Here is a 23,638-nt window from a genome sequence, read left to right on the forward strand (position 1 = left end):
AATGGAAAAAACATGAAAAACAAACTCAAATATTGGCTCAAACAAATCGCGCAAACCTTGTTGATGTTGCTGCTCATCAGCATGGCAATGGACTGGTGGCGCAGCCCCAGCGCACCCATCAATGCGGCTGAAATGCCCTTTACCACACTTTATCAAAATGAAAACAACACCTTGGCAAAAGCCAGTGCCAACCAAACTTTGGTGCTGTATTTTTGGGGAACGTGGTGTGGCATTTGCAAACACACATCGCCCGTGATTGATGATTTACGCGCCGATGGCGTGTCGGTGTTGGGCGTGGCGTGGGGTTCAGGCAGCAACGCGCAAATTCGCCAATATTTGCAGCAGCATAATTTGCAATTTGACACGATTAACGATGAAAACGGTCAATGGTCGCGGCTGTGGGGCGTGAAAGTAACCCCCACCATCGTGTTGATTAAAAATGGCAAAATTGTGCACAGCACCACAGGTTTGGCAAGCTATTGGGGTTTGAAAACCCGCCTTGCTTTGGCAAATTGGCAATCGTGAATGGCGCGTGTTCCGTTTCAGGATGACTTTCGTTTACCTTACGAAAAATAAAAAAAGGGTGTGTTGGGATTTGCGCTCTGTCGCCGCGCGGACGACTGTTGCCCACCGCTGGGTGTACTTTTTAAAAAAGTCAGCCAAATAAACCAAAAAACAAAGTTTACTTCCATTTTATTCAATGGTTTAATCTTTTCAGGCTGCCTGAAATGTTTTTTTGAAAAGAAACCGTTCAGCTTTCATGTATTTGGCTTACTTTTTTAAAAAGTAAGTCGCCGAAGGCAAAAAACCTTTTTGTAGGGTCGCGAAAGGCTGCCTGAAAATCAAATTCAAAATATGTTAAAATCAAAGTGATTGAAAACAAGGCATTTTAAAACCATGCAAATCAACAATGAAATCATCATTCAACAAACCAAAAATTGGCTGGAAAAAGCCGTAATCGGTTTGAATTTTTGCCCCTTTGCCAAAGCCCCCTATGTGAAAAAACAGGTTCGCATACAAGTGAGCCACGCCAAACATTTGGACGCTTTTTTGCAAGATTTGGACGATGAAATCCAACTGCTGCTGCACACCCCAGCCGAAGAAGTGGAAACCACCTTGTTGATACAACCCACTTTGTTCAACGATTTTTTGCTTTTTAATGATGTACTTGAATTTGCCGACCAAGCCATTGCCGATAATCAAGCCGAAGGCATCATTCAAATTGCACCGTTTCACCCCCATTTTCAATTTGCCGACACCCAAGCCGATGACATTGGCAATTACACCAACCGTTCGCCCTATCCCACCTTGCATTTAATCCGCGAAGACAGCATAGAAAAAGCCAGCCAAGCCTTTCCCGATGCCAGCGTGATTTTTGAACGCAACATTGCTCTGCTGGAAGAAATGGGACACGCAGGCTGGCAAGCATTGTTTCCCGAACAAAAGGAAAATTCATGAATGAAATGAATCACTTTTGGCAATCCATTTCGCAATTTTCAGGCTGGTTTTTGGCGGCAATGATAATCGCGTCATTTGTGATTGTGTTTACCGTCAAAAATCGCAAATTGCGCGAAACGCTGATTCGTGGTGTGTTGATGTTGGCGGGATTTTTGTCCATTTTATTGGGGATTATTGGGATTTTTTTGCCGATTATGCCCACCGTGCCATTTATCTTGCTGGCAGCAGCCTGCTTTGGGCGCGCCTCGCCCCGATTTCACAAATGGTTGTGGGAACACAAATATTTCGGGCCCATGGTACGCAACTGGGAACAAAAACGCGCCATTCCACGCAAAGCCAAATACATGGCGTGGAGCATGATGACTTTTTCGTGCTGCATGGTGCTGTATCGCATGTGGCAAACGCCGTGGTGGTGGTCGGGGATTGTGGTTTCTGCCATTTGTTTGAGCGTGGGCATTTGGATGTCGCGTTTGCCCGATGCGTAAAAAAGCTGCCTGAACGTGTTTTCAGGCAGCTTTTTTCAAAAAAATCCATTATTGAGCAGGCTCAATTTTTGCCTTTGCACTCAATTCATCTACGGCGCGGCTGATTTGCTCTTCACGCAAACGTTGCTCAATATGGGGTTTCATTTCTTCAAAGGTTGGCACTTGAATTTGGCGTTTGTCGTTCACATACAAAATCAAATGCAAATTGTTGGCAGACACCGCTTTTTTGCTGTGTTGCCCCTTGTTCAAATCGGCAACGGCTTGATAAATTTGCTCATTGCTTTCTTTCAAATCCACCAAAGGCACATATTCTGGCACAATGCCACCAGCCGCTTTCACTTCCTCATCAATGCTGTATTTTTTCATGGTTTCCACAAAAGATTTTTTGCCATTCAAATCTTTGAGTGCGGCTTCGGCTTGTTTGGCATCGTTGGTCAAAATTTCGCCCAGTTGTACCTCATCGCTGCCTTGATAGCGTTTTTGGTAATCGGTGTATTCTTTTTGCACCGCGTTGGGGTCAATTTTTTCTGTGGAAATAATGTGGTTGGCGTAAGCCATCATCAGAAAATGGTTTTGTAAATCTGCCCAATTTTGTTTGAAATTTTTTTCTTTGTCCAAGCCTTTGGCTTTGATTTCTTTGAGTGCTTCTGCTTCGGCTTGTTTGTAGGTTTCGGTTTTGTCCAATTTCAAACGTTTGGCTTCTTGGGCGACCAAGGTTTCGGTAATCAGTTCGTTGGTAACGTATTGGCGAACTTGGGGGCTGTCTTGAATTTGCCCTTGGCTGTTGATTTGCAGATTTTTGGCGCGGCGTTCAATGTCGCTGCTGTCAATTTTGTTGCCGTTTACGGTCAGCACGGTTTGCGCCAACAGGCTGCCTGAAACCAACAACATGGTTAAACTTGCCACAATTTGATTTTTTTTCATCATGTTCATTCCTGTTTTTGAGTGGAAATGGGGCGTTGAAACCCTAAAATTTCGCTCTCTTCCACATGATGTGAAAGAGAGCCGTCAAGTTAAGCAAAATATTCCGCAGGCGTTTGGGCTTTAATGCTCAAAGCGTGAATGCGTTTGCTGGCGAATAAATCTGCCAATAAATCCTGCACTTGGCGTTGGCGAGCGATGCGCGATGTGCCTTCAAAAGCCTCGCTGACCAAAAGCAGGGCGTAGTGTCCACCGCCTTGGTTGCCTGTGTGTCCGATGTGCAAATGGCTTTCATCAACAAATTCAAATATTTGGCAATTTAACACCGCCAAACGCTGTGCCATTTCTGCTTGCATATTCATGATTCGGGAAACACTTTCTTGAAAGGGCGAATCAGCAATTCGGCATACACGCCTGCATCCACATAGGGGTCGGCTTCTGCCCATGCTTGTGCCGCGTCCAAATCGGGGAAATCTGCCACAATCAGGCTGCCTGACATGGTGGTTTCATCATCGGGCATGGGATTGGGCCCTGCAATCAATAAGCGTCCTTCGGCTTGCAAGGCTTGCAATCGCGCCAAATGAGCAGGACGCGCTGCGGCACGGGCTTCTTTTGAACCATCGGCATCGGTTGCCATCAACATGAAATACATTTTATGCTCCTGTTTCGGGGGGAAGGTTTTTCACAATATACATGCCTTGCGCCACTGAAAAAATCAGGGTTAGGGGCAAATAGCCATACATTTTGTATTGTACCCAAAAGGCTTCGCGTTCGGGGGTAAAGGGGTAGGCAATCGCCAAATTGACCACGCCCATGATAAAGAAAAAGGCAATCCAAGCATAGGTTAGGTTGCGCCACACGTTTTCAGGCAGCTTAAAGTCTTGTCCCAACATCATTTTTAAGCCGTTTTTGCCCATTAAATGGCTGACCCAAATCGCCAGCGCACTCAACCAACAAATGACAGTGGTTTTGAGCATGATAAACAGGCTGTCTTTAAGCAAAATGGTGGCACCGCCAAAACCCACAATCACAATCAAGCTAAGCCACTGTATGGGGCTTAATTTTTTGAATTTAAACCATGTGTAGGCTGCCTGTGCCACACCCACCACAGTGGCAACTGCGGTTGCCCACACCATGTTTTTGGTTAGGTTGTAGGTGGCAAAAAACAAAATGATTGCCAAAAAATCGCTCAATGCTTTCATTTTCGTTTTCCTTAAAATGCAAACGGCTATCATAACAGCGTTTGCGTTTTTAACCTAGCAAGATTACTTATTTTGATGTTTCAGGCTGCCTGAAAAAATGCGTGCAAATCATTGTGGGATTATCGTGGTACAAATTGGGCGAATGACATCAATATCAAAATCACAAATCCAATTACACCAACAACTTTAATGAGTGTGGTCGGCGGTTCAGCAGGTTCGCCGTAGTCGTTGTCGTCTTCATCGCCTGCTGCAAACGACAAATACAAAATCACGAACAAACTAATCAATGGAATGAGTAACAAAGCCGCCCACCAAGACGAACGGTTTAAATCATTAAAACGCCGCATACCAGGGGCAAATCTGGCGTAAATGGCAATAATAATGGTTGGAATACCCGTTATTAAAGTAATGGCGATGGCATCTTTGCTGCCAATCAATGCCGATAACAGTATACCCAGCGCAAATGGAACAACAGCACATAAAGTTAATATCGCCGTGTATGCCAAATAGCGCATGCGCCCAATGCGCCCATATTTGGCATAAAATGGGGCAGTGTTGTAGCCTGTTTCTTCTAAATCATCATTAAAATTATGGGTCATATTTGTCTCTCAATTCAAAATCAGATTTCAGGCAGCCTGAATTGCCCACCGCTAGGTGTTCAGGCTGCCTGAAAAGCCAAATTACGCCAAATTCGCTTTCAATTCATCTTGCAAATGCGCGATAAATTCGTCCACGCTCATCGCGCCCAAATCTTCCGCTTTGCGGCGCACGGCAACTTGACCGTTTTCCTTTTCCTTGTCGCCCAACACGATTTGATACGGATAACGATATTGGCTGTTGTCGCGGATTTTGTAGCCGATTTTTTCATTACGCAAATCGCATTCCACACGGAAACCCGCTTGTTTCAATTTTTGAGTTACTTCAAGGGCATAGTCCGCTTGTTTTTCGGTAATGTTCATTACCACCAACTGCACAGGCGCAAGCCACAATGGGAACGAACCCGCGTGTTCCTCAATCAAAATGCCGATAAAACGCTCCAAAGAACCCAAAATCGCGCGGTGCAACATCACAGGACGTGCCTTGTTGTTGTCTTCGGTAACGTATTCCGCGTCCAAACGTTCAGGCAGCACAAAATCCAACTGAATCGTGCCACATTGCCACGAACGACCCAAAGCATCTTTAATGTGGTATTCCACTTTCGGACCGTAGAACGCGCCTTCACCGGGCAATTCTTCCCACTCAATGCCGCAAGCGGTTAAAGCATCGCGCAAACCTTGTTCGGCTTTATCCCAAGTTTCGTCTGAACCTGCACGTTTTTCGGGGCGCAAAGACAATTTCACGCTCACATTTTCAAAACCAAATTGCTTGTAGATTTTCATCACAAGTTGGTTAAATGCTTGTGCTTCTTGGGTAATTTGCGCTTCGGTACAGAAAATGTGCGCGTCATCTTGCACAAAACCGCGCACGCGCATCAAGCCATGCAAAGCACCGCTCGGCTCATTGCGGTGGCACGAACCAAATTCCGCCAAACGCATGGGCAAATCACGATACGAACGCAAACCGTGATTGAAAATTTGCACATGTCCAGGGCAGTTCATCGGCTTAACCGCATATTCGCGTTTTTCAGATTGGGTTGTGAACATATTGTCCTTGTAATTTTCCCAATGCCCTGATTTTTCCCAAAAAGTTTTGTCCAGAATTTGAGGCGTTTTGATTTCTTGATAGCCTGCTGCGGTCAATTCGCGGCGCATGTGCTGTTCAATGATTTGCCACAATGCCCAACCGCGTGGGTGCCAAAACACCATACCAGGGGCTTCGTCTTGCAAATGAAACAAATTCAACTGTTTACCCAATTTGCGGTGGTCGCGTTTTTCCGCTTCTTCAATGCGCGTGATGTAGGCTTTCAGCTCATCTTTGTTTGCCCAAGCCGTGCCGTAAATGCGTTGCAACTGCTCGTTGTTGCTGTCGCCACGCCAGTAAGCACCTGATAATTTGGTCAATTTAAAATTTTTCAAAAAGCGCGTATTCGGAACGTGCGGACCGCGACACATGTCCACATATTCCTGATGATAGTACATGCCCATTGCGGTAACATCGTCTTCCATGTCGTCAATCAGGCGCAATTTGTATTCTTCGCCGCGATTTTTAAAGATTTCAATCACTTCTGCGCGTGGGGTCATTTTTTTGATGACATCGTAATCTTGGTTGATGAGCTGTTTCATGCGCTCTTCAATCGCGCTCACATCTTCTGGCGTAAAGGGTTTTTCGGTGGAAATATCGTAATAAAAACCTTCTTCAATCACAGGGCCGATGACCATTTTGGCATTGGGGAACAACTGTTTGACCGCATGACCCACCAAGTGAGCGCAAGAATGGCGAATGATTTCAACACCTTCTTGGTCTTTTGGCGTGATGATTTGCACGGTTGCGTCTTGGGAAATGGGGTCGCAAGCGTCCACCAACACGCCATTGACTTTGCCCGCAACGGTGGCTTTTGCCAAGCCTGCGCCAATGGATTGCGCGATTTGCATAACGGTAACGGGGGCTTCGTATTGGCGCACGGAGCCGTCTGGTAGGGTGATGTTAATCATGTTAATTCCTTGAATGATATTGAAAATTTAAATAAGGCAGCCTGAAAAGTTTTCAGGCTGCCTGAAACTGAAAAATGCGCTAAATTATAGAGAAAATAAGGTTTTTTTTCAAGGAAATGCTGTTTCAGGCAGCCTGAAACATATTTTATTTACGTTTGTTTTTTCTTTAATCTGCGAATAAACAAATCATAGAAAATTTGCAGAAACACCCAAAGCACAAAAATCGGTGCAATAAACCAGCCTAAAAATAAATTGAATTGCATGATTTTGCCGTAAATACCATAGGGTATGCTTTTGAACGAGCCATAAGGCGAATCACTCAATAATCGAGCTTGTGTGCCACGCAATTTATCTCCGACCCAAATCACTTTAATATGCCAATGATTTTGCCCCGCCATTTCCTGAAAATGAGCACAATTTGGATTGAATGGGGTAGGCGATAATTCTCGCGATACGCGCTCATCGCTCCTTGCAAATACGCCATGATTTTGTTCAAAAACACACGTTTTTCCATTTAAGGTCAATGCAATATGTACGGGTTCGCCTTTACTTTTTTGATATTCGCCTAAAATGGCATTTTCCAATTCGGTATTGGGCATACGCGGAAATGCCATTTCTAAACGCACCATCTTATGAACATCAAATGGTCGCCACACTCGCCATTCGGTTTCAAATCCTTCTTGCAAAACAACGGGGACATTCATGCTTCTGCCACTCCATTCCTGAAAAAATAATGGTGTGAAAATCAAAATTCCCATAAATAATAAAATTTTATATCGCAACGGTATGAATGACATGATTTTTTTCAACATGATTTGCTCCAAAAATAAATGTGCAATCCTTTTCAGGCAGCCTGAAAGCGCATAATATCGCGTTTTTCATCACAAAACAGCAAAAATGAACCCCAATTTTTCCACCAAGCTCATCGCATGGCAAAAACAACACGGACGGCACAATCTCGCGTGGCAAGTTTCCGACCCGTACAAAATTTGGCTGTCTGAAATCATGTTGCAACAAACTCAAGTGCTTACCGTATCAGAATATTTTCCGCGATTTATTGAAAAATTCCCCACCGTGCAAGATTTGGCAAATGCCGAACAAGATGAAGTTTTGGCATTGTGGCAAGGCTTGGGCTATTACAGCCGCGCCCGAAATTTGCATTTTGCCGCCCAGCAAATTTGCCGCGATTTTGGCGGACATTTCCCCGAAAATCGAGAAAGTTTGCAGCAATTAAAAGGTGTTGGACGCAGTACGGCTGCCGCCATTGCCGCGTTCGCATTCGGCAAACGCGAAACGATTTTGGACGGCAATGTCAAACGCATTTTGTGCCGCATTTTCGCTTTGGACGGCGAAGGCAAAGCCTTTGAAAATCAACTTTGGGACTTTGCCGAACAACTTTTGCCAAATGAAAACAAAGACATGAAAGCCTACACGCAAGGCTTGATGGATTTGGGCGCAACCGTGTGCCAACGCAAACCGAATTGCGCAATTTGCCCCATGGCAGACATTTGCCAAGCCAAACAGCAAAACCGCATAGCTGAATTGCCACGCAAAAAATCGGTTAAAGTGCAAGCGATGACGCTGTATTGGCTGATTTTGCGCGACCAAAACCGCATTTTCCTACAAAAACGCCCCCAAAAAGGCATTTGGGCGGGCTTGTATTGCGTGCCGTGTTTTGAACAGGGCGATGAATTTCACAAATTTTTGAAAAATAAGGAGATTGATTTTGATGATTTGCGTGAATGCGCTGCAATCGCCCATCGCTTAACACATCGTGTTTTGGAAATCATTCCCCATGAATGTGAATGCAAAAATGCCGCATTTTCGGTAAATTTCAACGAAAATGACGGCATTTGGGTGGATTTGGCGGATTTGGCAAATTGGGGTTTGCCCAAGCCTTTGCAACAATATTTGATGAAGAAACAGGGCGATTTGTTTCAGGCTGCCTGAAATCACATTTTTTTCATCAATTCGCGCAAAAAATGAATATTTTGATGATAATTGCGGCATTTTCGGCACATTTTAATGTGCAAATACAAGCTCATTTTTTGTGTGCTGCTCAATGCCACATCTTGTGATTGCGAAATCCATTGTGTGATTTTAAAACAATTCATCATGATTTTTTTCCTTTTTCATTCAGCGTATTAAACCATTTGATTTGCAAACATTGTCGCAAATGTTCACGCGCACGATACATCAACACATGATAATGGCTGCTGCTCAAACCGCATTTGTGTTGGATTTCTTGCGCGTCAAAGCCCAAAATTTCACGCATCATAAACACCCGCGCGGTGTTTTCAGGCAGCGCGTACAAGCACATTTGCAAAATCTGTAAAAATTGTTTTTCTGTCAAAAAATCATCGGGTTGATTGTGCTGCCAATCTGCCACTTCCGTTTCAGGCTGCCATTGTCCATTGGCACGAAATTGGGCGGCAAACAAATCGTCCAAATCCCGTTCGGCTTGTTCGGCAACAAAAACCGCTTGCCAGCGTTGCTTGCCGCGTAAAAAATCCTTGATTTTGTTTTTAAAAATACCAAAAACCCAAGTCTCAAATTGAGCTTGGGCTTGGAAACTGTCCTGTTTGGCGTGGGCGGCAAGCAGCGTTTCTTGCACCAAATCTTCAATGGAATCAGGAGAATCGGGCAGTTGAATTTTGGCAAAACGCAATAAATGTTGCCGCAATGCTGCCCAATCGGGTGCAAGCGTTTCAGATGATTTTTTCATAAAAATGCTTTTTCAGGCAGCCTGCAACACATTTTCCGCCAACCAATATTGCCAACGCGCACGCACCATATCGCGCCACGCATCGCCATCGGGCATGACTGCCGCCAGTTGCGATTGCAAGTCATTCAATGACAAGGGATTTTCTGCTGCCAAATTCAGCAAAATGTGGTCAATGTCGTCCAAATATTGCCAGCGTATCCAATCTCGTCCATCGCGCCAAATGACCATGTTGCCCACCGCTTTCAAATCCGCATCATCAGGATAATATTGTTCAAAATCAGTGTCATAAGATTTGAGTTGCACACTGGCATTCGGTTGCATGGGCGCGTTGTCATCGTCATTGGCGGCGGCAGCGCTGGGCGCAACAATCGCCACTTCCGCTTGCAACTGTGCCACTTCCAAATCCATCAAAGCCAAAATCCATTCAGGCAGCTTTTGATTTTCTTGGCAAAATTTCAAAAATTCGGCAGCAATGTCTTGAAAAAATGGCGAATGCGATTCGCCATCGCGCACAAAATCTTCCAATAAATCAGTCCATTGCTGGCGTTCCAAATATTTTGGTGCGACAACGAAACAACGGTTCACAAAACCAAAAATATTGTTGCGAACCAAGCGCATATAAACAGCCAAACGTTCAGGCGGAAAGCGCACAGGGTCGGGCGATACGCCTTGACGTACCGCCATTGCCAACTCGTTTTTGAAATCGGCAGAGGTTTGATTTTCAAGCGACATGACGGTACTCTTTGTGCGCGTTAATTTGGAAGTCTTTGATTTTTTGGACTTCTGCCAATAATTCGCCAAATGGGGGGAAGTTGAAATCGCGTTCCAGCAATGTGGGCGGAATGTGTGGCAACACGTCATAAGCATAAGCCAGCAAATCCCAAACATTGTCTTGGACTTTTTCGCCATGCGTGTCAATCAGCAATTCGGGGTTTTCATCGTCATGCCCTGCAATGTGAATGTAGGCAACACGCGCACCGTCCACGCGATTGAGAAAGTCACGCGGTTTGAGCAAACCGTGATTGACGGCATTCACATAAATATTGTTTACGTCTAAATGAATCAAGCAGTTGGCTTCTTGGGCGACCGCGTTCAAAAATTGTACTTCGTCCATTTCTGCCAAAGGCGAATGCAAATAATAAGATGTGTTTTCAATGGCAATTTGGCAACCCAAAAAATCTTGCACGGTGCGAATGCGTTGCGCGGTGTGGGCTATGCTTTCGTCTGTAAAGGGAATGGGCAACAAATCATACAGGTGTCCGTGGTCTTGGCAATAGCTCAAATGGTCGGAGAAAAATTGTGTATTGTATTGATTCATCATGGATTTAATGCCTGCAAGCAAATTCATGTCCAACGGTGCTTGCCCACCCAAAGACAGCGACAAACCGTGAATCACCACGGGGATTTGTTCTGCGGCTTGGTCAAACAATTTGCGTGCTGTGCCACCCATTTTAATCCAGTTTTCGGGGGCAACTTCAATAAAATCAATGGGGTGGTTTTCAGGCAGCTTTAAAAAATCTTGTGCCAAATCGCGGCGATAGCCGAGTCCAGAACCTTGTATCATTTTGTTTTTCCTTTCTTGATGTTGGTGTCGCTTACAATTCAGGCTGCCTGAAAAATCTTTTTTCTGTAAAAAAACATTCCCCAGACAGCCCAAAAATCAGTTGAATTTCAAATCATTATTTTGCAGGAGCAGAAGCTGCGCCACCGCATTTGCCTTCGCCACATTTGCCTTCGGCTGATTTGGCTGCGGCTGATGCGCCACCACAAGTGCCTTCGGCTGCTTTCGCGCCAGAAGCTGCGCCACATGCACCTTCGCTGGCTTTTGCGCCAGAAGCAGCAGACGCGCCACCGCATTTACCCTCACCGCATTTGCCTTCGGCAGCTTTTGCAGGAGCAGAAGTTGCTGCTGGGGCTTCGGTGGTTTTTGGGGCTTCGGGTTGGCTGGGTTTTTGGGCTTCGCCACAGGCAGCCAAAGACAATGCACCTGCCAAAGCAGCAATAGAAATCTTGTTCATAAATACTCCAAAATATAAAAATTTTTAAAATGATTGAATAATTGACGATATTCAGGGCAAACCGATTTTCATCAACTTGATAATTTATCAAAAATTTCTGAAAAAACAGGTTCAGGCAGCCTGAAAATCGCCAATTATTTTATCACAATAATCGCCTTATTAAACCATCACAGATTCAAGTTAATAATTTGATTAAATGGGTGTTTATTTTTGACCGCCACACACGCCTTCGCCTGCTTTATTGCCACCGCAAGCACCTTCGCCTGCTTTGGACGCGCCACAAGAACCTTCTTTGGCTTTGCCACCGCATGAACCTTCGGCGGCTTTGCTGTGTCCACCGCAAGTGCCTTCAACGGCTTTGCGAGCAGGGGCGACACGTTTGTTGGCTTTGGCTTTTTTGGCTTTGGTTTTGCTGACTTTTTTGGTAGCGGGTTTTTCAGCAGGTGCCGCTTCCACTACGGGTGCCGCCAAACTCAAAGACAATGCGCTTGCCAATGCCAATACAGAAATTTTTTTGTTGCTCATGTGAATTACTCCATTTGTGAGTGAAAGGTTGGTGAAAATCAGAAAAATTTTGCCCATTTAAACTTTTGTTTTAACAAGTTATCCAGCGACCACGCACCACCGCCTTGCAAAATAATGGGCGTTAAAACAACCAGATAAATGACCGCCATTTTGTAGCCGCCATTGCCAATATTGTAGCCCAAACCTGCGTGAACGGCATACCACGCCACCAGCGTTAAAATGGTCAATGCGATTGCCGACAGTCGGCTTGCCAAGCCAATGACCAAGGCAATGGGCAACAGCAATTCGGCATAAGTGGCAAGTTGCCAGTTTAAATCGGCAGGCAATAGATTGAATGGGAAAGGGAATTTTTGTTGAATATCGGCAAACCAGTTTTGCCCATTCCATTTTTCCATGCCTGCTTCCCAAAATTCGTAGGCGATAAACAGGCGTGAAACCAGTAAACTCAATGCTTGGGTATGGGTGCTTAAATTCATGATGTGATGCTCATAATGGATTGATGTGGATTTAGTCGTGATAAAGGGGTGTTTTCTTACAATGGATGACATTTTTTTGGGTAAGATTTTGTTTCTCAAATTAATTTAATTGGAAAAAGGGCAGATGTTGCTGCCCTTGTGTGTTCATGGGTTTGATGGATTTTGCCAAGTTTTCAGGCAGCCTGAAAGCGCATTATTCGCCATCGTGTTCTTTGTGGCTGTGGCGGCGCGAAAAGTTGATGTTGAGCTGTTTGAGTTTGCGATACAAATGGGTGCGTTCCAAACCCACTTTTTGTGCCACGCGGCTCATGTTTTGCCCTTCGCGCTGAATGTGGTATTCAAAATAGCGGCGTTCCAGTTCTTCACGCAATTCGCGCAGGGGCAGGTTGAAATCAAAACCGCTAATCAATTCATCATCTTGCTGGGGCAAAAATTGATTGAGCATACTGTGTACGGCTTGGGCGTGAATTTCGCCATTTTCCGCATTCACAATCAGGTTTTTGACCACATTTTTCAGTTGTTCCAAATTGCCCGGCCAGTCGTATTGGCAGAGCTGTTCCAGCGCGTCTGGGCTGAATTTGGCTGGTGGCATTTTTTGGCTCTCTGCCCACTCTTCGGCGATTTGTTTGACCAAAAAGGCGATGTCTTCGGCATGCTCGCGCAAGGGCGGAATGTGTACCACCAAAGACGACAACACACCCATGAGTTTATTGTCTTGACCTGCTTGGTTGAGCAATTCAGACAGGGCTTGGGTGCTGGTGCAGATGATGCGCGTGTTGTAGCGTTCGGCTTTGGTCAGCAAAAAGGCGATGCTTTGTTGGGTGGTTTTGTTGTATTGGGCGATGTCGTTGAGATAAAGCACGCCACCTGCGGCTTTTTGCAGCATTTCCAAAGGCGAATCCACAATGTGTTCGGGGCGAGCGGGTTCAAGCCACGCGCTATCGGGTTTGTGGAAATAGCGGGCAACGGCTTCAAAAGGCGAGCCTGATTCGCCCAAGAGCAAAATGGGGCTGTTTTGTTGGGCGGCGCGTTCCAGTTGGCGATTGAGTTCGCTGATGATGGCGCTGTTGCCCAGTTTGTCCAGCGACAAATGGGCGGTGGTGTGGCTGTTGCTGTGTTTGAGTGCGCGTTCTACGGTTGCCAACAGCTTTTGCAGGGGAATGGGTTTTTCCAAAAAATCCAATGCGCCGATTTTGGTGGCTTCTACGGCGGTGTCAATGCTGCCGTGTCCGCTCATCATGACCACAGGCATATTGAGCTGACCGTTGGTTGCCCATTCTTTGAGCAGGGTAATGCCATCGCTGTCGGGCATCCAAATGTCCAGCAGCACCATGGCGGGGCGAACTTGGTTGCGTAATTGACGCGCTTCTTCGGCATTTTCAGCCAGCGCAACGGTGTAGCCTTCGTCTTCCAGTGTTTCTTGTAACACTTCACGAATGCCAATTTCATCGTCCACAATTAAAATATCTGTACTGCGCATTTTGTTTTCCAAAGTCAATAGACGTATGCGGGGCGGTGTGGATTTCAGGCAGCCTGAAATCGGTTTGAGCCATCACGCGCCCGAAATCACATTAAATTCAATTTGCACGCTTGCACCGTTTTCAGGCAGATTGTGCAGCGTGATTTTGCCATTGTGGTCTTCAATGATTTTTTTGACCACGGGCAAACCCAAACCCGTGCCTGTGGGTTTGTCGGTAATATAGGGTTCAAAGGCGTGTTGCAAAATGTGTTTGCTGAAACCTTTGCCGTTGTTTTCTATGGTTAAACCTTGTGTTTGTGCATTGCGCCAAGTGCGGATTTGAACGTGCGGTTGGCTATCGTGTTCGGCGGCTTCGGCGGCGTTTTTAAACAGATTGTGTAAAACTTGGCGAATGGCGGTGGTGTCTGCTTTTAGCAACATAGGAATATTACTCAATTCTGCTGAAAATGTGCAAGGGCTGCTTTCATACAACACCAAAACTTCATTGACAAGCGTGTTTAAATCAATTTCTTGCAATTTGAGCTTGGGGGCGCGGGCATAATTGCGAAAGGCTTCCACCATTTCTTTGAGTGCCGCCACTTGCTTGACAATGGTGTCGGTTGATTTTGTTAGGATTTGTTGGCTGGGTTCGTCCAGTTTGTCGTGCAATTTCCACGCCAAGCGTTCGGCAGAAAGCTGTATGGGCGTGAGTGGATTGCGGATTTCATGCGCCAAACGTTTGGCAACTTCGCCCCAAGCGGCTTCTTTTTGTGCCATCACCAGCGCGGTAATGTTGTCAAAAACCAACACCAAGCCGTTGCCATTTTCGGCAGGCAGCCTGAATGCTTTGCCCGAAAGTATGCGTGTTTCGTCTGTGCCTGAATAGCTGATTTCGCTGCCATTGGGGTGGGCGGCTGAATCAAGCAGTTGGGCGATGGTGTCGCTCAAAATTTGGTGTTGTGGCGACAGGTGCGCCCAATCTTCCCAATTTTTGCCGTGCAGTTGGCTCAAATCCACATCAAAAATGGTGCTGGCACTTTGGTTGTGGGTGTTCAGGCAGCCTGAATCGTCTAGCGTTAAAACGCCTGCGCTCAAACTTTCCAATACGCGCTCCAAATAATGTCGTGCGGCTTCTTGTTGTTGGCGATGCAGTTGGTCGGCATTTTTGGCGATGGCGAGTTGTTCGGTCATGTGGTTGAACAAGTCGGCAAGTTTACCCAATTCATCTTTTTTGTTGGGAACGACAATGCGCTGGCTGAAATCGCCTTGTGCCACCGAAGATGTGCCTGTGGCAAGTTGCAAAATCGGCTCAACAAATTTACGCGCAAAATACAAGGCGGCGGTTAAGCCCAATAAAATCGCCAAAGTTGCGGCGATTGCCAAAGTAATCAGGAAAAACGTTTGCAAACCTTGTCGGGCAAACAGCAATTCGGCATATTTGGCGCGAGCGGATTCGATGAGTTCGGCATCGGCGGCAATTTGGGGCGGAATGGGCTGTCTGAAAAACAAAGCAAGTTGTGTGCCATTGCGTTCAGGCAATGCCAGCCAGCCGCTTGCGTAGAGCGTATCGTTGATTTTTTCGGCAAAATTAAACTGATGTTGTTGTTGTAATTGGGTAAAAACTTTGTCGTCCACATCGGGTTGCATGAGTTTGAGTGGGTTGTTTTGGTGGAGCAGGGTTTGGCTTTTCATGTCCCAAATGGCAAGTTGGGTAAACTGGCGCGCCTGTTCGGTGTGCAGAGCCTGTTGGGGATAATTTTGTTGTTCGGCTATGCTCAAATGGTTGCGAATCACAATGGCTTGATTGCCAATCGTTTCCAGCGATTGATTGACCGCCGATTTGCTCAAAGCCAAGCTGCGTTCCAAGGCTTCGCGCGTGTCGTTGCCAAACCAAGTTTTGATGTTGTGCGAAATGAATTGTGCCGATACGCCCAGCAATGCCAATGCAGGCAGCACCGCCACCAGCGTAAACATGACCGACAATCGCCGCGCAATTTGTGAACCAAACACGCGATGGTGTTTGTCGCGCACCATTTGGAATAAATAGCGCAAAATCGCACCCAAAAACGCCAACATAAATGCACCACAAATGGCAACCACCCACCAAAAATAGGGGGACAATGCACTGTTGCTGTCGGTGGTGAGCGTGAGGGCGTAAAGTGCCAAAAAAGCCAATGCGCCTGCGATGATGAAAAATTTTTGCATAAAAACTTTGGGGTTTGTGGCAATCTGTTCCCACCCCTGTTTGCGGATTAGGGTGGGGCAGATTGCTGGAAAAGGGTTAAGTTGTAGTAGGGGCTAATGACAATTCGTTTCGCGATTGTTTTTTCATCAAAATCGCCAACTTCTGCGTCAAAAATACTCGCCAATGGGTGGCATTGACTCGCATTTTTTCCTTGAATTTGACAATTTTGCCTGAAAAACCAACTTCGCGCCCAAATTGTCATTAGCCCCTAAGCAGCCTGAAAGCAGCATCATGGGTTGATGTTTAAATTAATCCAGCCCGAATCCAAATCCCAATGGCTTGCCGTGAGCGCATTGAGCTGAAACGGTTTGGGCAATTTGGACGTGCTTAAATTCAGCCGAACTTGGGCGCGTATGTCTTGCGTGTCGGTGTTGCTCAATGCGCCCTCGTGCAACACGCGCCAGTTTACAATCGCCCCAACTGCGCGTAGGGCGATGTCCAAATTGTTGTATTCGCTGGAAAATGTGCCAACGCTCACGCGGTATTTATTGGTCAATGGGTGAAACGACAGGCGATAATTGACCGTGTGTTCATTGTTGCTGACCCATTGATTCAATTTCACGCGATAAGACGTTAGGGTAGGGCGTTCCAACTGATAAGTGAGCGCAAAATCCAATGGTACGCCTTTGAGTAAGGCTTCTTTCAGTTGTTCAGGCAGCTCGGTTTTGAAACGGCTGCTGATGGCAAGTTTGCCATTGGACAACACGCGCCCTTCATGGCGTGTGGCATTGATGCCATCTGCGGCTGCCTGAAAGCTGAACAACAGCAACCACAGCATGATGATGTTTTTTAAAAAAGATTTCATGTGATTAACTCTCTGCCATTTGCAAAGCCTGCTGAATGTCCACCGACACAATCCGCGATACGCCTTTTTCTTGCATGGTTACGCCAATGAGTTGTTCTGCCATTTCCATGGTCAAACGGTTGTGCGAAATGTACAAAAATTGCGTTTGTGCCGACATTTCCTTAACCAAATCGCAAAAACGGCTGGTGTTGGCATCGTCAAGTGGCGCGTCCACCTCGTCCAGCAAACAAAACGGTGCGGGATTGAGCGTAAACAGCGCAAACACCAAACTCATCGCGGTTAAGGCTTTTTCGCCACCGCTCAACAGATGAATGGTGCTGTTTTTCTTACCGGGTGGGCGCGCCATAATGGATACGCCAGCTGTGAGCAAATCATCATCACTCATTTTCAGGCTGGCTTCGCCACCGCCAAACAGCGTGGGGAAAAAGGTTTGCACTTTTTCATTAACCGCATCAAAGGTTTCTTTGAAACGGGTTTTGGTTTCGCCATCAATTTGGGCGATTGCCTCTTCCAGCAGCGCGATGGCTGCCTGAACATCGCCACTTTGATGACGATAATATTCATCGCGTTCACGCGCCTCTGCCAATTCTTGCAATGCCGCCAAGTTTACCGCGCCCAGCGACTGAATGTTTTGGCTGATTTTGGCGATGTTTTGCGCCATATTGGACACAGAAGGTGCGGTTTTGGCGGCTTTTTCCAGTTGGCTCAAATCGGCAGCGCGCTCGTGCAGGTTTTCGTGATAACGCTTGGCGTTCAACAGGGCTTCTTGTTGTTGCAACAGCGTATTTTGCGCGGCTGCCTGAAATTGCGGCAGTTGTGCCGCCAAAGTTTGCTGTTGGGCATACAATTCTCGCCCCGCATTTTGCGTTTCAGCCAGCCTTTTTTGTGCCGCGTCAATTTGGTCTTGCAACTCCGCCGCGTGTTCGCTCAAAGTATTCAGTTGTACCCTTTGTGCGTGGTGGGGTTCGCCCTCGTTTTCGTCCTGCAAATTCAATTCCGTTTGGCGTTCTTGCCAATCGGCTTTTTGCTGTTCCAGTTCATCAATTTTTTGGCGTAAGCTGTCCAAACGCTGCTGCTGTTTGTGTTGCGCGATTTCTGCCAAACCATATTGCCGATTCGCCTCCAACAAAGCCAGTTGTGCCTGTTTGAACGCATTTTGTTGCGCCTGATGGTTGTCGGAAAGTGCCAAATATTGCGTTTCCAATTCCGCCGCGCTCAAAGCCAGCGTGTCTATGTCATCGTGTAAATTGTCGCGTTGTTGCAGCAAATGGCGTTTATCTTCGGCGATTTGTGCCAATTCGCGCTCAATGTGTTCGCGGCGCAACTGCCCCTGATTGGTACGCGCAAACAATTCATTTGCCCGATGTTGGGCAGCCTGTAATTGCCCAGCCTGCTGGCGATTTTGACTTTGAATATCGCGGTATTGATTTTCAAGTTTTTGATATTCTTCTTTTAATTTTTCAAATGACGCTTGCGCCTGCGCCAATTTGGGCGACAATGCCGCCAATTCATTCACCCATTCATCGTGGCGATTTTGATACTGAATCGGTTGCAGATTGCTGTTGGCATCAAACAAAACCACCCCCATTTTGTCCACCCGATGACCTTCGGGCGTGAGCCACAGTTGATTGTTTTGTAAAGTATTTTGTTGCGCCACCGCATAAGCCAAATTGGGGGCACACAGCACACCGTCCAGCCAATATTGGACGGCAGCCTGAAAATCCTTGCTTACCTGAATTTGATTGATAAGGGCTTGAACAGGCTGATTTTTCTTGTTCAGGCTGCCTGAAACGTTAATCCAAGCCGCCGCGCCTTGTGGCAAATTTGCCCAATCCCATTGCACCGATTCAGGCAGCCAACGCGCTTGCAAACGCTCCGCCAAAATCACATTCAGCGCGTGTTGCCACTCGCTTGGCACCGTCAAATGCTGCCACAGCGCAGGCGCAGACGACCATTCGGTGTGTTGCCAAAAATCTGCCGTATTGTGGTCTTGCAGCAAAGTTGCCAAAGCCTGTTGTTGCGCTTGTGCATTCAAATGTTGTTGATAATATTGCTGATATTCCGTTTCGGCAGCCTGAACGCGCCCCTTCATTTCCGCCAAACGGCTTTCCACATCAAGCAACACACTTTCACTTTCATCATATTGATTTTGCAAAATTTCTGCTTGTTCTTGTGCTGTGTTCAATTCCTGTTCTTGCGGCAAATTTAAGGCAGCCTGTTCTTCTTGCAAAGCCGTGCCACGTTTGGCGTGATTTTCCAGCGTGGCAATGATGTGCTGTTGTTGCTGCTGTTTCAAAGCCAATTCACGTTTGATGCGATTCAGCTCATTTTGCTGATTTTGATGGGCAAATTGCGTATTTTGTTGCATTTGTTCCAATTCAGGCAGCCTTGTTTCATGTTCCGCCACCGCCATTGCCAATTCGCTCAATGTTTCCTGTTGGGTCAGCAAATCCGCCTCAATCAAATCGCATTCGCTGCGAATCACGATTTGTTCTTGTTGGATTTTTTGCAAAGCCGTTGCCGCGTTTGCCTTATCGCGTTCCATGCGCTGCTGCTGATTTTGATAGGCGCGAAGTTGCTCTTCCAAACGCGCAATTTGTTCACGCAACAGCGCGTATTCCTGATTGAGCGAATGATGATGTTGCTGCTGTTCCTGCTCGGTTTGGCGCAGGGTTTGGATTTGGTCGCTCAACGCATTTTGTTGTTCAACCGCTTGTTCTTGTTGATATTGTGCCGCATAATGCGCCTCGCTAAACTGGTCGGCGGCAAGCAGCGCGTTTTGCCATTGCACAAAATCCAACAAATTTTGCCAATGCGCCAAATCATCTTGCAATTTTTGATAATGTTCTGCCGTGCCAGCCTGTTTTTCCAGCTTTTCTACCTGACGCGCCAACTCATTTTGCAAATCCGACAGGCGTTGCAAATGCTCGCGCGTGTCTTTTAAGCGCAATTCGGTTTCGCGGCGGCGTTCTTTGTATTTGGATACGCCAGCCGCCTCTTCAATATAGGCGCGGAGTTCTTCGGGTCGCGCCTCAATAATCCGCGAAATCATGCCCTGTTCAATGACCGCATAACCGCGCGCGCCCACGCCCGTTCCCAAAAACAAATCGGTAATATCACGGCGGCGCACCACTTGATTGTTGATGTAGTAGCTGGATTCGCCCTGCCGCGTGAGTTGGCGTTTGATGGACACTTCGGCATATTGCCCCCATGCGCCTTGTAAGCTGTGGTCGCTGTTGTCAAACACCAATTCCACCGATGCGCGTGGGGCAGGGCGGCGCGTGGCAGCACCGTTGAAAATCACATCTTGCATGGATTCGCCGCGTAATTGTTTGGCAGACGCTTCGCCCAGCACCCAGCGCACCGCGTCTATCACATTGGATTTGCCGCAGCCGTTGGGACCAATCACGGCAACCAGTTGCGCTGGCACATGAATGGTGGTGGGGTCGGTAAACGATTTGAATCCTGCTAATTTGATTTGGGTTAAGCGCATAATGTGTGGAGAACCTTTTTTTGTTTTCAGGCAGCCTGAAAATCATCGGGCAAAATCAAAAACGGCTATTATAAAACACACACCGTGTCTTTACCAAAAATAACATTTGCCCTACAATCCGTTCAACTGTGAATTGAGTGCGTTTTTATGTCTGATATTTTGCAAAAAATTTTGGCGACCAAACAACAAGAAGTCGCCCTAGCCCAGCAACACCTTTCCCTGCCTGAAATGCAACAACTGGCGCGTGAAGCCAGCCCTGTGCGCGATTTTGTGGGCGCGATTCGTGCCAAACACGCCGCAGGTGTGCCAGCCATCATTGCCGAAATCAAAAAAGCCAGTCCGTCCAAAGGTTTGATTCGTGCCGATTTTCAGCCAGCCCAGCACGCCCAAGATTACGAAAAAGCAGGGGCAGCCTGTTTGTCGGTTTTGACCGATGAAAAATATTTTCAAGGCTCGCCTGATTATTTGCGTGAAGCGCGTGAAGCCGTGTCGCTGCCCGTGTTACGCAAAGATTTTATGATAGACGAATACCAAATTTATCAAGCCCGCGTGTGGGGCGCAGACGCGATTTTGCTGATTGCCGCCGCTTTGGACGAAGCCACTTTATTGCATTTGGAAAACGTGGCGCACAGCTTGGGCATGGCGGTGCTGCTTGAATTGCACGATGAAAGCGAATTGGCAAAATGCACCAAAATGACCACACCCTTGCGCGGTGTCAATAATCGCAATTTACGGACTTTTGACGTGGATTTGCAGCAAACTGTGCAACTTTTGCCGCATTTGCGCGATTTTATCCCGATTACCGAAAGCGGCATTCGCCACAAAGCCGATGTGGATTTCATGCGCCAGCACGGTGTACACACCTTTTTGATTGGCGAAACGTTCATGCGCGCCGATGACATTGTTGCCGAAGTGAGCAGCCTGTTTTAATCAACCCAACCAAAGCTGCCTGAAATGCCCCAAAAGCCTTTTCAGGCAGCCTGAATGATTTTATGAAGTCCATTTATTCACTTTCAATCATTGCCATTTTAACGCTGGCGGCTTGTTCCGAGCAGCCCGACAGCACGCCCGTTGCCCCACCGCTCACTGCCCAACACGCATCGCAGACTTTTGCACAGGCAGCCGCATCATCGCCCATCGCATCGCAAATTTTTAAACAGCCCACAAGAACAAGACATTTTGGCAAGCAGCCGCCAAGCCATGCAAAGCATTACCGCGTCCGATATTGCCGAATTTCAAAACATTGCCCGCAGTGCATCGGCGGTTTCGCGTGCGTCTGATGTGTCTTTGCCGCCCTTGCCGTCAGCTTGTTCGCAATATTATCAACGTGTTGAACAATGCTTTGCCAAACAAAGCGACCACGAAGGCTTGTTGAGCCTCAACGAAGAATTGAAAAACGATTTGGTGTTGCAAGCCAATGCCGATGAGCAAAGTTGCCGCATTTTAAACGACAGTTTCAATGGCGTGGCGCGTCATTTGGGTTGCGATTGATTTTGATGGTGCGCGATAAAATGAAAATTTTTGCCTTCGGCGACAGAGCGCAAATCCTCAATATCCCCTAATTTGATTTTTATTGTGTGCTGTAAGGCAGCCTGAAAACGCATTTTTCTGAAAATCAATAAAGAAATTGTCAAAATATCTTAACACCTTTAAAATAACCGATTTTTGGCGCAAAGGCAGCCTGAAAGCGCGAAATATCGCAACACACGGTAAGGAAATGTAAAAATGATGAAAAATAAAGTTAAAAAAGTTCATTTTGTGGGTATTGGCGGTTCAGGTATGTGTGGCATTGCCGAAGTGTTGCACAATTTGGGCTACGAAGTATCGGGTTCCGACCAAGCCAAAAGTGCCGTAACGCGCCGTTTAAACAAATTGGGTGTGCGCGTGTTTGAAGGACACGCCGCCGAAAACGTGCAAAATGTGGACGTGGTGGTTACTTCCACCGCTGTGAAAGCCGATAATCCCGAAGTTCAGGCAGCCAACGCGCAACACATTCCCATTATTCCACGCGCCATGATGTTGGCAGAATTGATGCGCTTTCGCGAAGGCATTGCCATTGCAGGCACACACGGCAAAACCACCACCACCAGCCTAACCGCCAGCATATTGAGCGCAGCAGGTTTAGACCCCACCTTTGTGATTGGCGGCAAACTCACCGCCGCAGGCACCAATGCCAAGTTGGGCAAAAGCGATTTTTTGGTTGCCGAAGCCGATGAAAGTGATGCGTCATTTTTGTATTTATCGCCCGTGTTGTCGGTGATTACCAATATTGACACCGACCACATGGACACCTACGACCACAAAATTGAAAATTTACATCAAGCCTTTATTGATTTTGTGCATCGCATGCCGTTTTATGGCAAAGCCTTTTTGTGTACCGACAGCGAACACGTTCGCGCCATTTTGCCGCGCATCAACAAGCCCTTTGCCACCTACAATATTGACGATGAAACCGCCGATTTGTGTGCCACCCAAGTGCAAACATCGGGCGCACAAATGCAATTTCGCGTGTGTGCCAAACGCAAATCAGGCGATTTGAATTTTGATGTGGTGCTGAATTTACCAGGGCGACACAATGTGTTGAACGCTTTGGCGGCAATTGGCGTGGCATTGGAATGCGGCGCGTCTGTGGAGGCGATTCAGCGCGGTTTGGCAGAATTCAGTGGGGTAGGGCGGCGTTTCCAAAGCTATGGCGAGATTGATTTGCCCAATGGCGGTCGCGCTTTGTTGATTGACGATTACGGTCATCACCCTGTGGAAATGGCGGCAACTTTGGCGGCAGCGCGTGGTGCGTATCCCAATAATCGTTTGGTTTTGGCGTTTCAGCCGCACCGCTACACACGCACACGCGATTTGTTTGAAGATTTCGTGCAAATTTTGAATCGTGCCGATTGCGTGGTTTTGACCGAAGTTTATGCCGCAGGCGAAGACCCCATTATTGCCGCAGACGGTCGCGCATTGAGCCGTGCCGTGCGCGTGGCAGGCAAAATTGAACCGATTTTTTGTGAAGACGTTGCCGCGCTGCCTGAAACGCTGTTGAATGTATTGCAAGATGGCGATGTGGTGTTGAACATGGGTGCAGGCAGCATCAGTCGCGTACCGCAAGCCTTGTTGGATTTAACCGCACCTGCTGCTGAATGATTTTGAATGAATTTTGGTGTTGTTGGGGCAAAAAAACGTTTTTTCAGGCAGCCTGAAAAGGCATTCCCACAACACATTTGAACAATAAAAAGGC

General features: G+C 46.9%; 26 protein-coding genes. 7 read left to right on the forward strand and 19 right to left on the reverse strand.

What is annotated here, in order from left to right:
- Positions 1–12 precede the first annotated feature (12 nt).
- The 3 genes from H3L97_RS07085 (at position 13) to H3L97_RS07095 (ending at position 1,943) form a co-directional block, all read left to right on the forward strand.
- The gene (locus H3L97_RS07085) at positions 13–525 is read left to right on the forward strand and encodes a protein disulfide oxidoreductase (protein ID WP_097114866.1); all 513 of its coding nucleotides are present in this window, start codon (positions 13–15) and stop codon (positions 523–525) included.
- Between the two features lie 372 nt (positions 526–897).
- A complete protein-coding gene (locus tag H3L97_RS07090; protein WP_097114867.1) occupies positions 898–1,458 on the forward strand; it encodes a DUF1415 domain-containing protein in 561 nt (186 codons plus the stop codon).
- A 119-nt stretch (positions 1,459–1,577) separates the two neighbouring features.
- On the forward strand, positions 1,578–1,943 hold the full coding sequence (locus H3L97_RS07095; RefSeq protein WP_097114895.1) for a YbaN family protein: 366 nt from the start codon (positions 1,578–1,580) through the stop codon (positions 1,941–1,943).
- Positions 1,944–1,991: 48 nt separating this feature from the next.
- On the opposite strand, the gene H3L97_RS07100 is transcribed toward H3L97_RS07095, so the two are convergent.
- The 7 genes from H3L97_RS07100 to H3L97_RS07130 all read right to left on the reverse strand — a co-directional run bounded on the left by H3L97_RS07100 (position 1,992) and on the right by H3L97_RS07130 (position 7,361).
- On the reverse strand, positions 1,992–2,870 hold the full coding sequence (locus H3L97_RS07100; protein WP_097114868.1) for a peptidylprolyl isomerase: 879 nt from the start codon (positions 2,868–2,870) through the stop codon (positions 1,992–1,994).
- Positions 2,871–2,956: 86 nt separating this feature from the next.
- The gene (locus H3L97_RS07105) at positions 2,957–3,226 is read right to left on the reverse strand and encodes a BolA family protein (protein WP_097114869.1); all 270 of its coding nucleotides are present in this window, start codon (positions 3,224–3,226) and stop codon (positions 2,957–2,959) included.
- The gene (locus H3L97_RS07110; RefSeq protein ID WP_097114870.1) at positions 3,223–3,516 is read right to left on the reverse strand and encodes a YciI family protein; all 294 of its coding nucleotides are present in this window, start codon (positions 3,514–3,516) and stop codon (positions 3,223–3,225) included. The genes H3L97_RS07105 and H3L97_RS07110 overlap by 4 nt, the downstream gene beginning before the upstream one ends.
- Before the next feature lies 1 nt (position 3,517).
- The gene (locus H3L97_RS07115; RefSeq protein WP_097114871.1) at positions 3,518–4,066 is read right to left on the reverse strand and encodes a septation protein A; all 549 of its coding nucleotides are present in this window, start codon (positions 4,064–4,066) and stop codon (positions 3,518–3,520) included.
- Positions 4,067–4,185: 119 nt separating this feature from the next.
- Positions 4,186–4,665 (reverse strand): DUF805 domain-containing protein, encoded by a 480-nt coding sequence (locus tag H3L97_RS07120; RefSeq protein ID WP_097114872.1) that lies wholly within the window; start codon positions 4,663–4,665, stop codon positions 4,186–4,188.
- A gap of 81 nt (positions 4,666–4,746) precedes the next feature.
- Complete coding sequence (gene thrS, locus H3L97_RS07125; RefSeq protein WP_097114873.1) at positions 4,747–6,657, reverse strand: threonine--tRNA ligase; 1,911 nt, start codon at positions 6,655–6,657, stop codon at positions 4,747–4,749.
- Positions 6,658–6,806: 149 nt separating this feature from the next.
- Positions 6,807–7,361, reverse strand: coding sequence for a hypothetical protein (locus tag H3L97_RS07130; protein ID WP_143269185.1), 555 nt, complete (start codon positions 7,359–7,361; stop codon positions 6,807–6,809).
- Between the two features lie 193 nt (positions 7,362–7,554).
- On the opposite strand from H3L97_RS07130, the gene mutY reads away from it, so the two are divergent.
- Positions 7,555–8,607 carry an A/G-specific adenine glycosylase gene (gene mutY, locus H3L97_RS07135; protein ID WP_097114875.1) on the forward strand — a complete coding sequence of 351 codons (1,053 nt, stop codon included), beginning with the start codon at positions 7,555–7,557 and terminating at the stop codon, positions 8,605–8,607.
- A gap of 2 nt (positions 8,608–8,609) precedes the next feature.
- Here mutY and H3L97_RS07140 read toward each other — a convergent pair whose 3' ends face one another.
- The 11 genes from H3L97_RS07140 to smc all read right to left on the reverse strand — a co-directional run bounded on the left by H3L97_RS07140 (position 8,610) and on the right by smc (position 20,403).
- Positions 8,610–8,774 (reverse strand): anti-sigma factor family protein, encoded by a 165-nt coding sequence (locus tag H3L97_RS07140; protein ID WP_097114876.1) that lies wholly within the window; start codon positions 8,772–8,774, stop codon positions 8,610–8,612.
- The gene (locus tag H3L97_RS07145; RefSeq protein ID WP_097114877.1) at positions 8,771–9,382 is read right to left on the reverse strand and encodes a sigma-70 family RNA polymerase sigma factor; all 612 of its coding nucleotides are present in this window, start codon (positions 9,380–9,382) and stop codon (positions 8,771–8,773) included. Before H3L97_RS07145 ends, H3L97_RS07140 begins: the two co-directional genes overlap by 4 nt.
- Positions 9,383–9,394: 12 nt before the next feature.
- Entirely contained in the window at positions 9,395–10,114 is a 720-nt protein-coding gene (locus H3L97_RS07150) for an HvfC family RiPP maturation protein (protein ID WP_097114878.1), read from the reverse strand.
- Entirely contained in the window at positions 10,104–10,946 is an 843-nt protein-coding gene (locus H3L97_RS07155) for an HvfB family MNIO-type RiPP peptide maturase (protein ID WP_097114879.1), read from the reverse strand. The genes H3L97_RS07150 and H3L97_RS07155 overlap by 11 nt, the downstream gene beginning before the upstream one ends.
- A 115-nt stretch (positions 10,947–11,061) precedes the next feature.
- On the reverse strand, positions 11,062–11,400 hold the full coding sequence (locus tag H3L97_RS07160) for an HvfA family oxazolone/thioamide-modified RiPP metallophore (RefSeq protein WP_097114880.1): 339 nt from the start codon (positions 11,398–11,400) through the stop codon (positions 11,062–11,064).
- A gap of 204 nt (positions 11,401–11,604) precedes the next feature.
- Positions 11,605–11,925 (reverse strand): hypothetical protein, encoded by a 321-nt coding sequence (locus tag H3L97_RS07165; protein WP_097114896.1) that lies wholly within the window; start codon positions 11,923–11,925, stop codon positions 11,605–11,607.
- Positions 11,926–11,963: 38 nt separating this feature from the next.
- Positions 11,964–12,401, reverse strand: a complete 438-nt coding sequence (locus H3L97_RS07170) for an HvfX family Cu-binding RiPP maturation protein (RefSeq protein ID WP_097114881.1) — start codon at positions 12,399–12,401, stop codon at positions 11,964–11,966.
- A 193-nt stretch (positions 12,402–12,594) separates the two neighbouring features.
- Positions 12,595–13,881, reverse strand: a complete 1,287-nt coding sequence (locus H3L97_RS07175; RefSeq protein WP_097114882.1) for a sigma-54-dependent transcriptional regulator — start codon at positions 13,879–13,881, stop codon at positions 12,595–12,597.
- A gap of 72 nt (positions 13,882–13,953) precedes the next feature.
- A complete protein-coding gene (locus H3L97_RS07180) occupies positions 13,954–16,065 on the reverse strand; it encodes a sensor histidine kinase (protein WP_097114883.1) in 2,112 nt (703 codons plus the stop codon).
- Between the two features lie 269 nt (positions 16,066–16,334).
- The gene (locus tag H3L97_RS07185; protein WP_097114884.1) at positions 16,335–16,910 is read right to left on the reverse strand and encodes a DUF4390 domain-containing protein; all 576 of its coding nucleotides are present in this window, start codon (positions 16,908–16,910) and stop codon (positions 16,335–16,337) included.
- A 4-nt stretch (positions 16,911–16,914) separates the two neighbouring features.
- A complete protein-coding gene (gene smc / locus H3L97_RS07190; protein WP_097114885.1) occupies positions 16,915–20,403 on the reverse strand; it encodes a chromosome segregation protein SMC in 3,489 nt (1,162 codons plus the stop codon).
- 147 nt (positions 20,404–20,550) lie between these two features.
- Between smc and trpC the strand changes: the two genes are divergently transcribed.
- On the forward strand, positions 20,551–21,333 hold the full coding sequence (gene trpC / locus H3L97_RS07195) for an indole-3-glycerol phosphate synthase TrpC (protein WP_097114886.1): 783 nt from the start codon (positions 20,551–20,553) through the stop codon (positions 21,331–21,333).
- Positions 21,334–21,406: 73 nt separating this feature from the next.
- Here trpC and H3L97_RS07200 read toward each other — a convergent pair whose 3' ends face one another.
- A complete protein-coding gene (locus H3L97_RS07200; protein WP_179655879.1) occupies positions 21,407–21,568 on the reverse strand; it encodes a hypothetical protein in 162 nt (53 codons plus the stop codon).
- A gap of 14 nt (positions 21,569–21,582) precedes the next feature.
- Here H3L97_RS07200 and H3L97_RS07205 point away from each other — a divergent pair, with 14 nt between their 5' ends.
- Both H3L97_RS07205 and murC read left to right on the forward strand, forming a co-directional pair.
- Complete coding sequence (locus H3L97_RS07205; protein WP_143269187.1) at positions 21,583–21,894, forward strand: hypothetical protein; 312 nt, start codon at positions 21,583–21,585, stop codon at positions 21,892–21,894.
- Positions 21,895–22,128: 234 nt separating this feature from the next.
- Positions 22,129–23,544, forward strand: coding sequence for a UDP-N-acetylmuramate--L-alanine ligase (murC, locus tag H3L97_RS07210; protein WP_097114888.1), 1,416 nt, complete (start codon positions 22,129–22,131; stop codon positions 23,542–23,544).
- The last annotated feature ends 94 nt before the right edge of the window (positions 23,545–23,638 follow it).

Origin of the sequence: Alysiella filiformis (genome assembly GCF_014054525.1) — a bacterium.
GTDB lineage: Bacteria > Pseudomonadota > Gammaproteobacteria > Burkholderiales > Neisseriaceae > Simonsiella > Simonsiella filiformis.

Excerpts from the sequence above, each read along its gene's own strand:
- H3L97_RS07160 (WP_097114880.1), bottom strand. The coding sequence starts at position 11,400 with ATGAACAAGATTTCTATTGCTGCTTTGGCAGGTGCATTGTCTTTGGCT.
- smc (WP_097114885.1), bottom strand. The coding sequence starts at position 20,403 with ATGCGCTTAACCCAAATCAAATTAGCAGGATTCAAATCGTTTACCGAC.
- H3L97_RS07155 (WP_097114879.1), bottom strand. The coding sequence starts at position 10,946 with ATGATACAAGGTTCTGGACTCGGCTATCGCCGCGATTTGGCACAAGAT.
- trpC (WP_097114886.1), top strand. The coding sequence starts at position 20,551 with ATGTCTGATATTTTGCAAAAAATTTTGGCGACCAAACAACAAGAAGTC.
- H3L97_RS07100 (WP_097114868.1), bottom strand. The coding sequence starts at position 2,870 with ATGATGAAAAAAAATCAAATTGTGGCAAGTTTAACCATGTTGTTGGTT.
- H3L97_RS07185 (WP_097114884.1), bottom strand. The coding sequence starts at position 16,910 with ATGAAATCTTTTTTAAAAAACATCATCATGCTGTGGTTGCTGTTGTTC.
- H3L97_RS07115 (WP_097114871.1), bottom strand. The coding sequence starts at position 4,066 with ATGAAAGCATTGAGCGATTTTTTGGCAATCATTTTGTTTTTTGCCACC.
- murC (WP_097114888.1), top strand. The coding sequence starts at position 22,129 with ATGATGAAAAATAAAGTTAAAAAAGTTCATTTTGTGGGTATTGGCGGT.
- H3L97_RS07165 (WP_097114896.1), bottom strand. The coding sequence starts at position 11,925 with ATGAGCAACAAAAAAATTTCTGTATTGGCATTGGCAAGCGCATTGTCT.
- thrS (WP_097114873.1), bottom strand. The coding sequence starts at position 6,657 with ATGATTAACATCACCCTACCAGACGGCTCCGTGCGCCAATACGAAGCC.
- H3L97_RS07175 (WP_097114882.1), bottom strand. The coding sequence starts at position 13,881 with ATGCGCAGTACAGATATTTTAATTGTGGACGATGAAATTGGCATTCGT.
- H3L97_RS07140 (WP_097114876.1), bottom strand. The coding sequence starts at position 8,774 with ATGATGAATTGTTTTAAAATCACACAATGGATTTCGCAATCACAAGAT.
- H3L97_RS07180 (WP_097114883.1), bottom strand. The coding sequence starts at position 16,065 with ATGCAAAAATTTTTCATCATCGCAGGCGCATTGGCTTTTTTGGCACTT.
- H3L97_RS07145 (WP_097114877.1), bottom strand. The coding sequence starts at position 9,382 with ATGAAAAAATCATCTGAAACGCTTGCACCCGATTGGGCAGCATTGCGG.
- H3L97_RS07130 (WP_143269185.1), bottom strand. The coding sequence starts at position 7,361 with ATGAATGTCCCCGTTGTTTTGCAAGAAGGATTTGAAACCGAATGGCGA.
- H3L97_RS07170 (WP_097114881.1), bottom strand. The coding sequence starts at position 12,401 with ATGAATTTAAGCACCCATACCCAAGCATTGAGTTTACTGGTTTCACGC.
- H3L97_RS07090 (WP_097114867.1), top strand. The coding sequence starts at position 898 with ATGCAAATCAACAATGAAATCATCATTCAACAAACCAAAAATTGGCTG.
- H3L97_RS07085 (WP_097114866.1), top strand. The coding sequence starts at position 13 with ATGAAAAACAAACTCAAATATTGGCTCAAACAAATCGCGCAAACCTTG.
- mutY (WP_097114875.1), top strand. The coding sequence starts at position 7,555 with ATGAACCCCAATTTTTCCACCAAGCTCATCGCATGGCAAAAACAACAC.
- H3L97_RS07110 (WP_097114870.1), bottom strand. The coding sequence starts at position 3,516 with ATGTATTTCATGTTGATGGCAACCGATGCCGATGGTTCAAAAGAAGCC.
- H3L97_RS07105 (WP_097114869.1), bottom strand. The coding sequence starts at position 3,226 with ATGAATATGCAAGCAGAAATGGCACAGCGTTTGGCGGTGTTAAATTGC.
- H3L97_RS07120 (WP_097114872.1), bottom strand. The coding sequence starts at position 4,665 with ATGACCCATAATTTTAATGATGATTTAGAAGAAACAGGCTACAACACT.
- H3L97_RS07150 (WP_097114878.1), bottom strand. The coding sequence starts at position 10,114 with ATGTCGCTTGAAAATCAAACCTCTGCCGATTTCAAAAACGAGTTGGCA.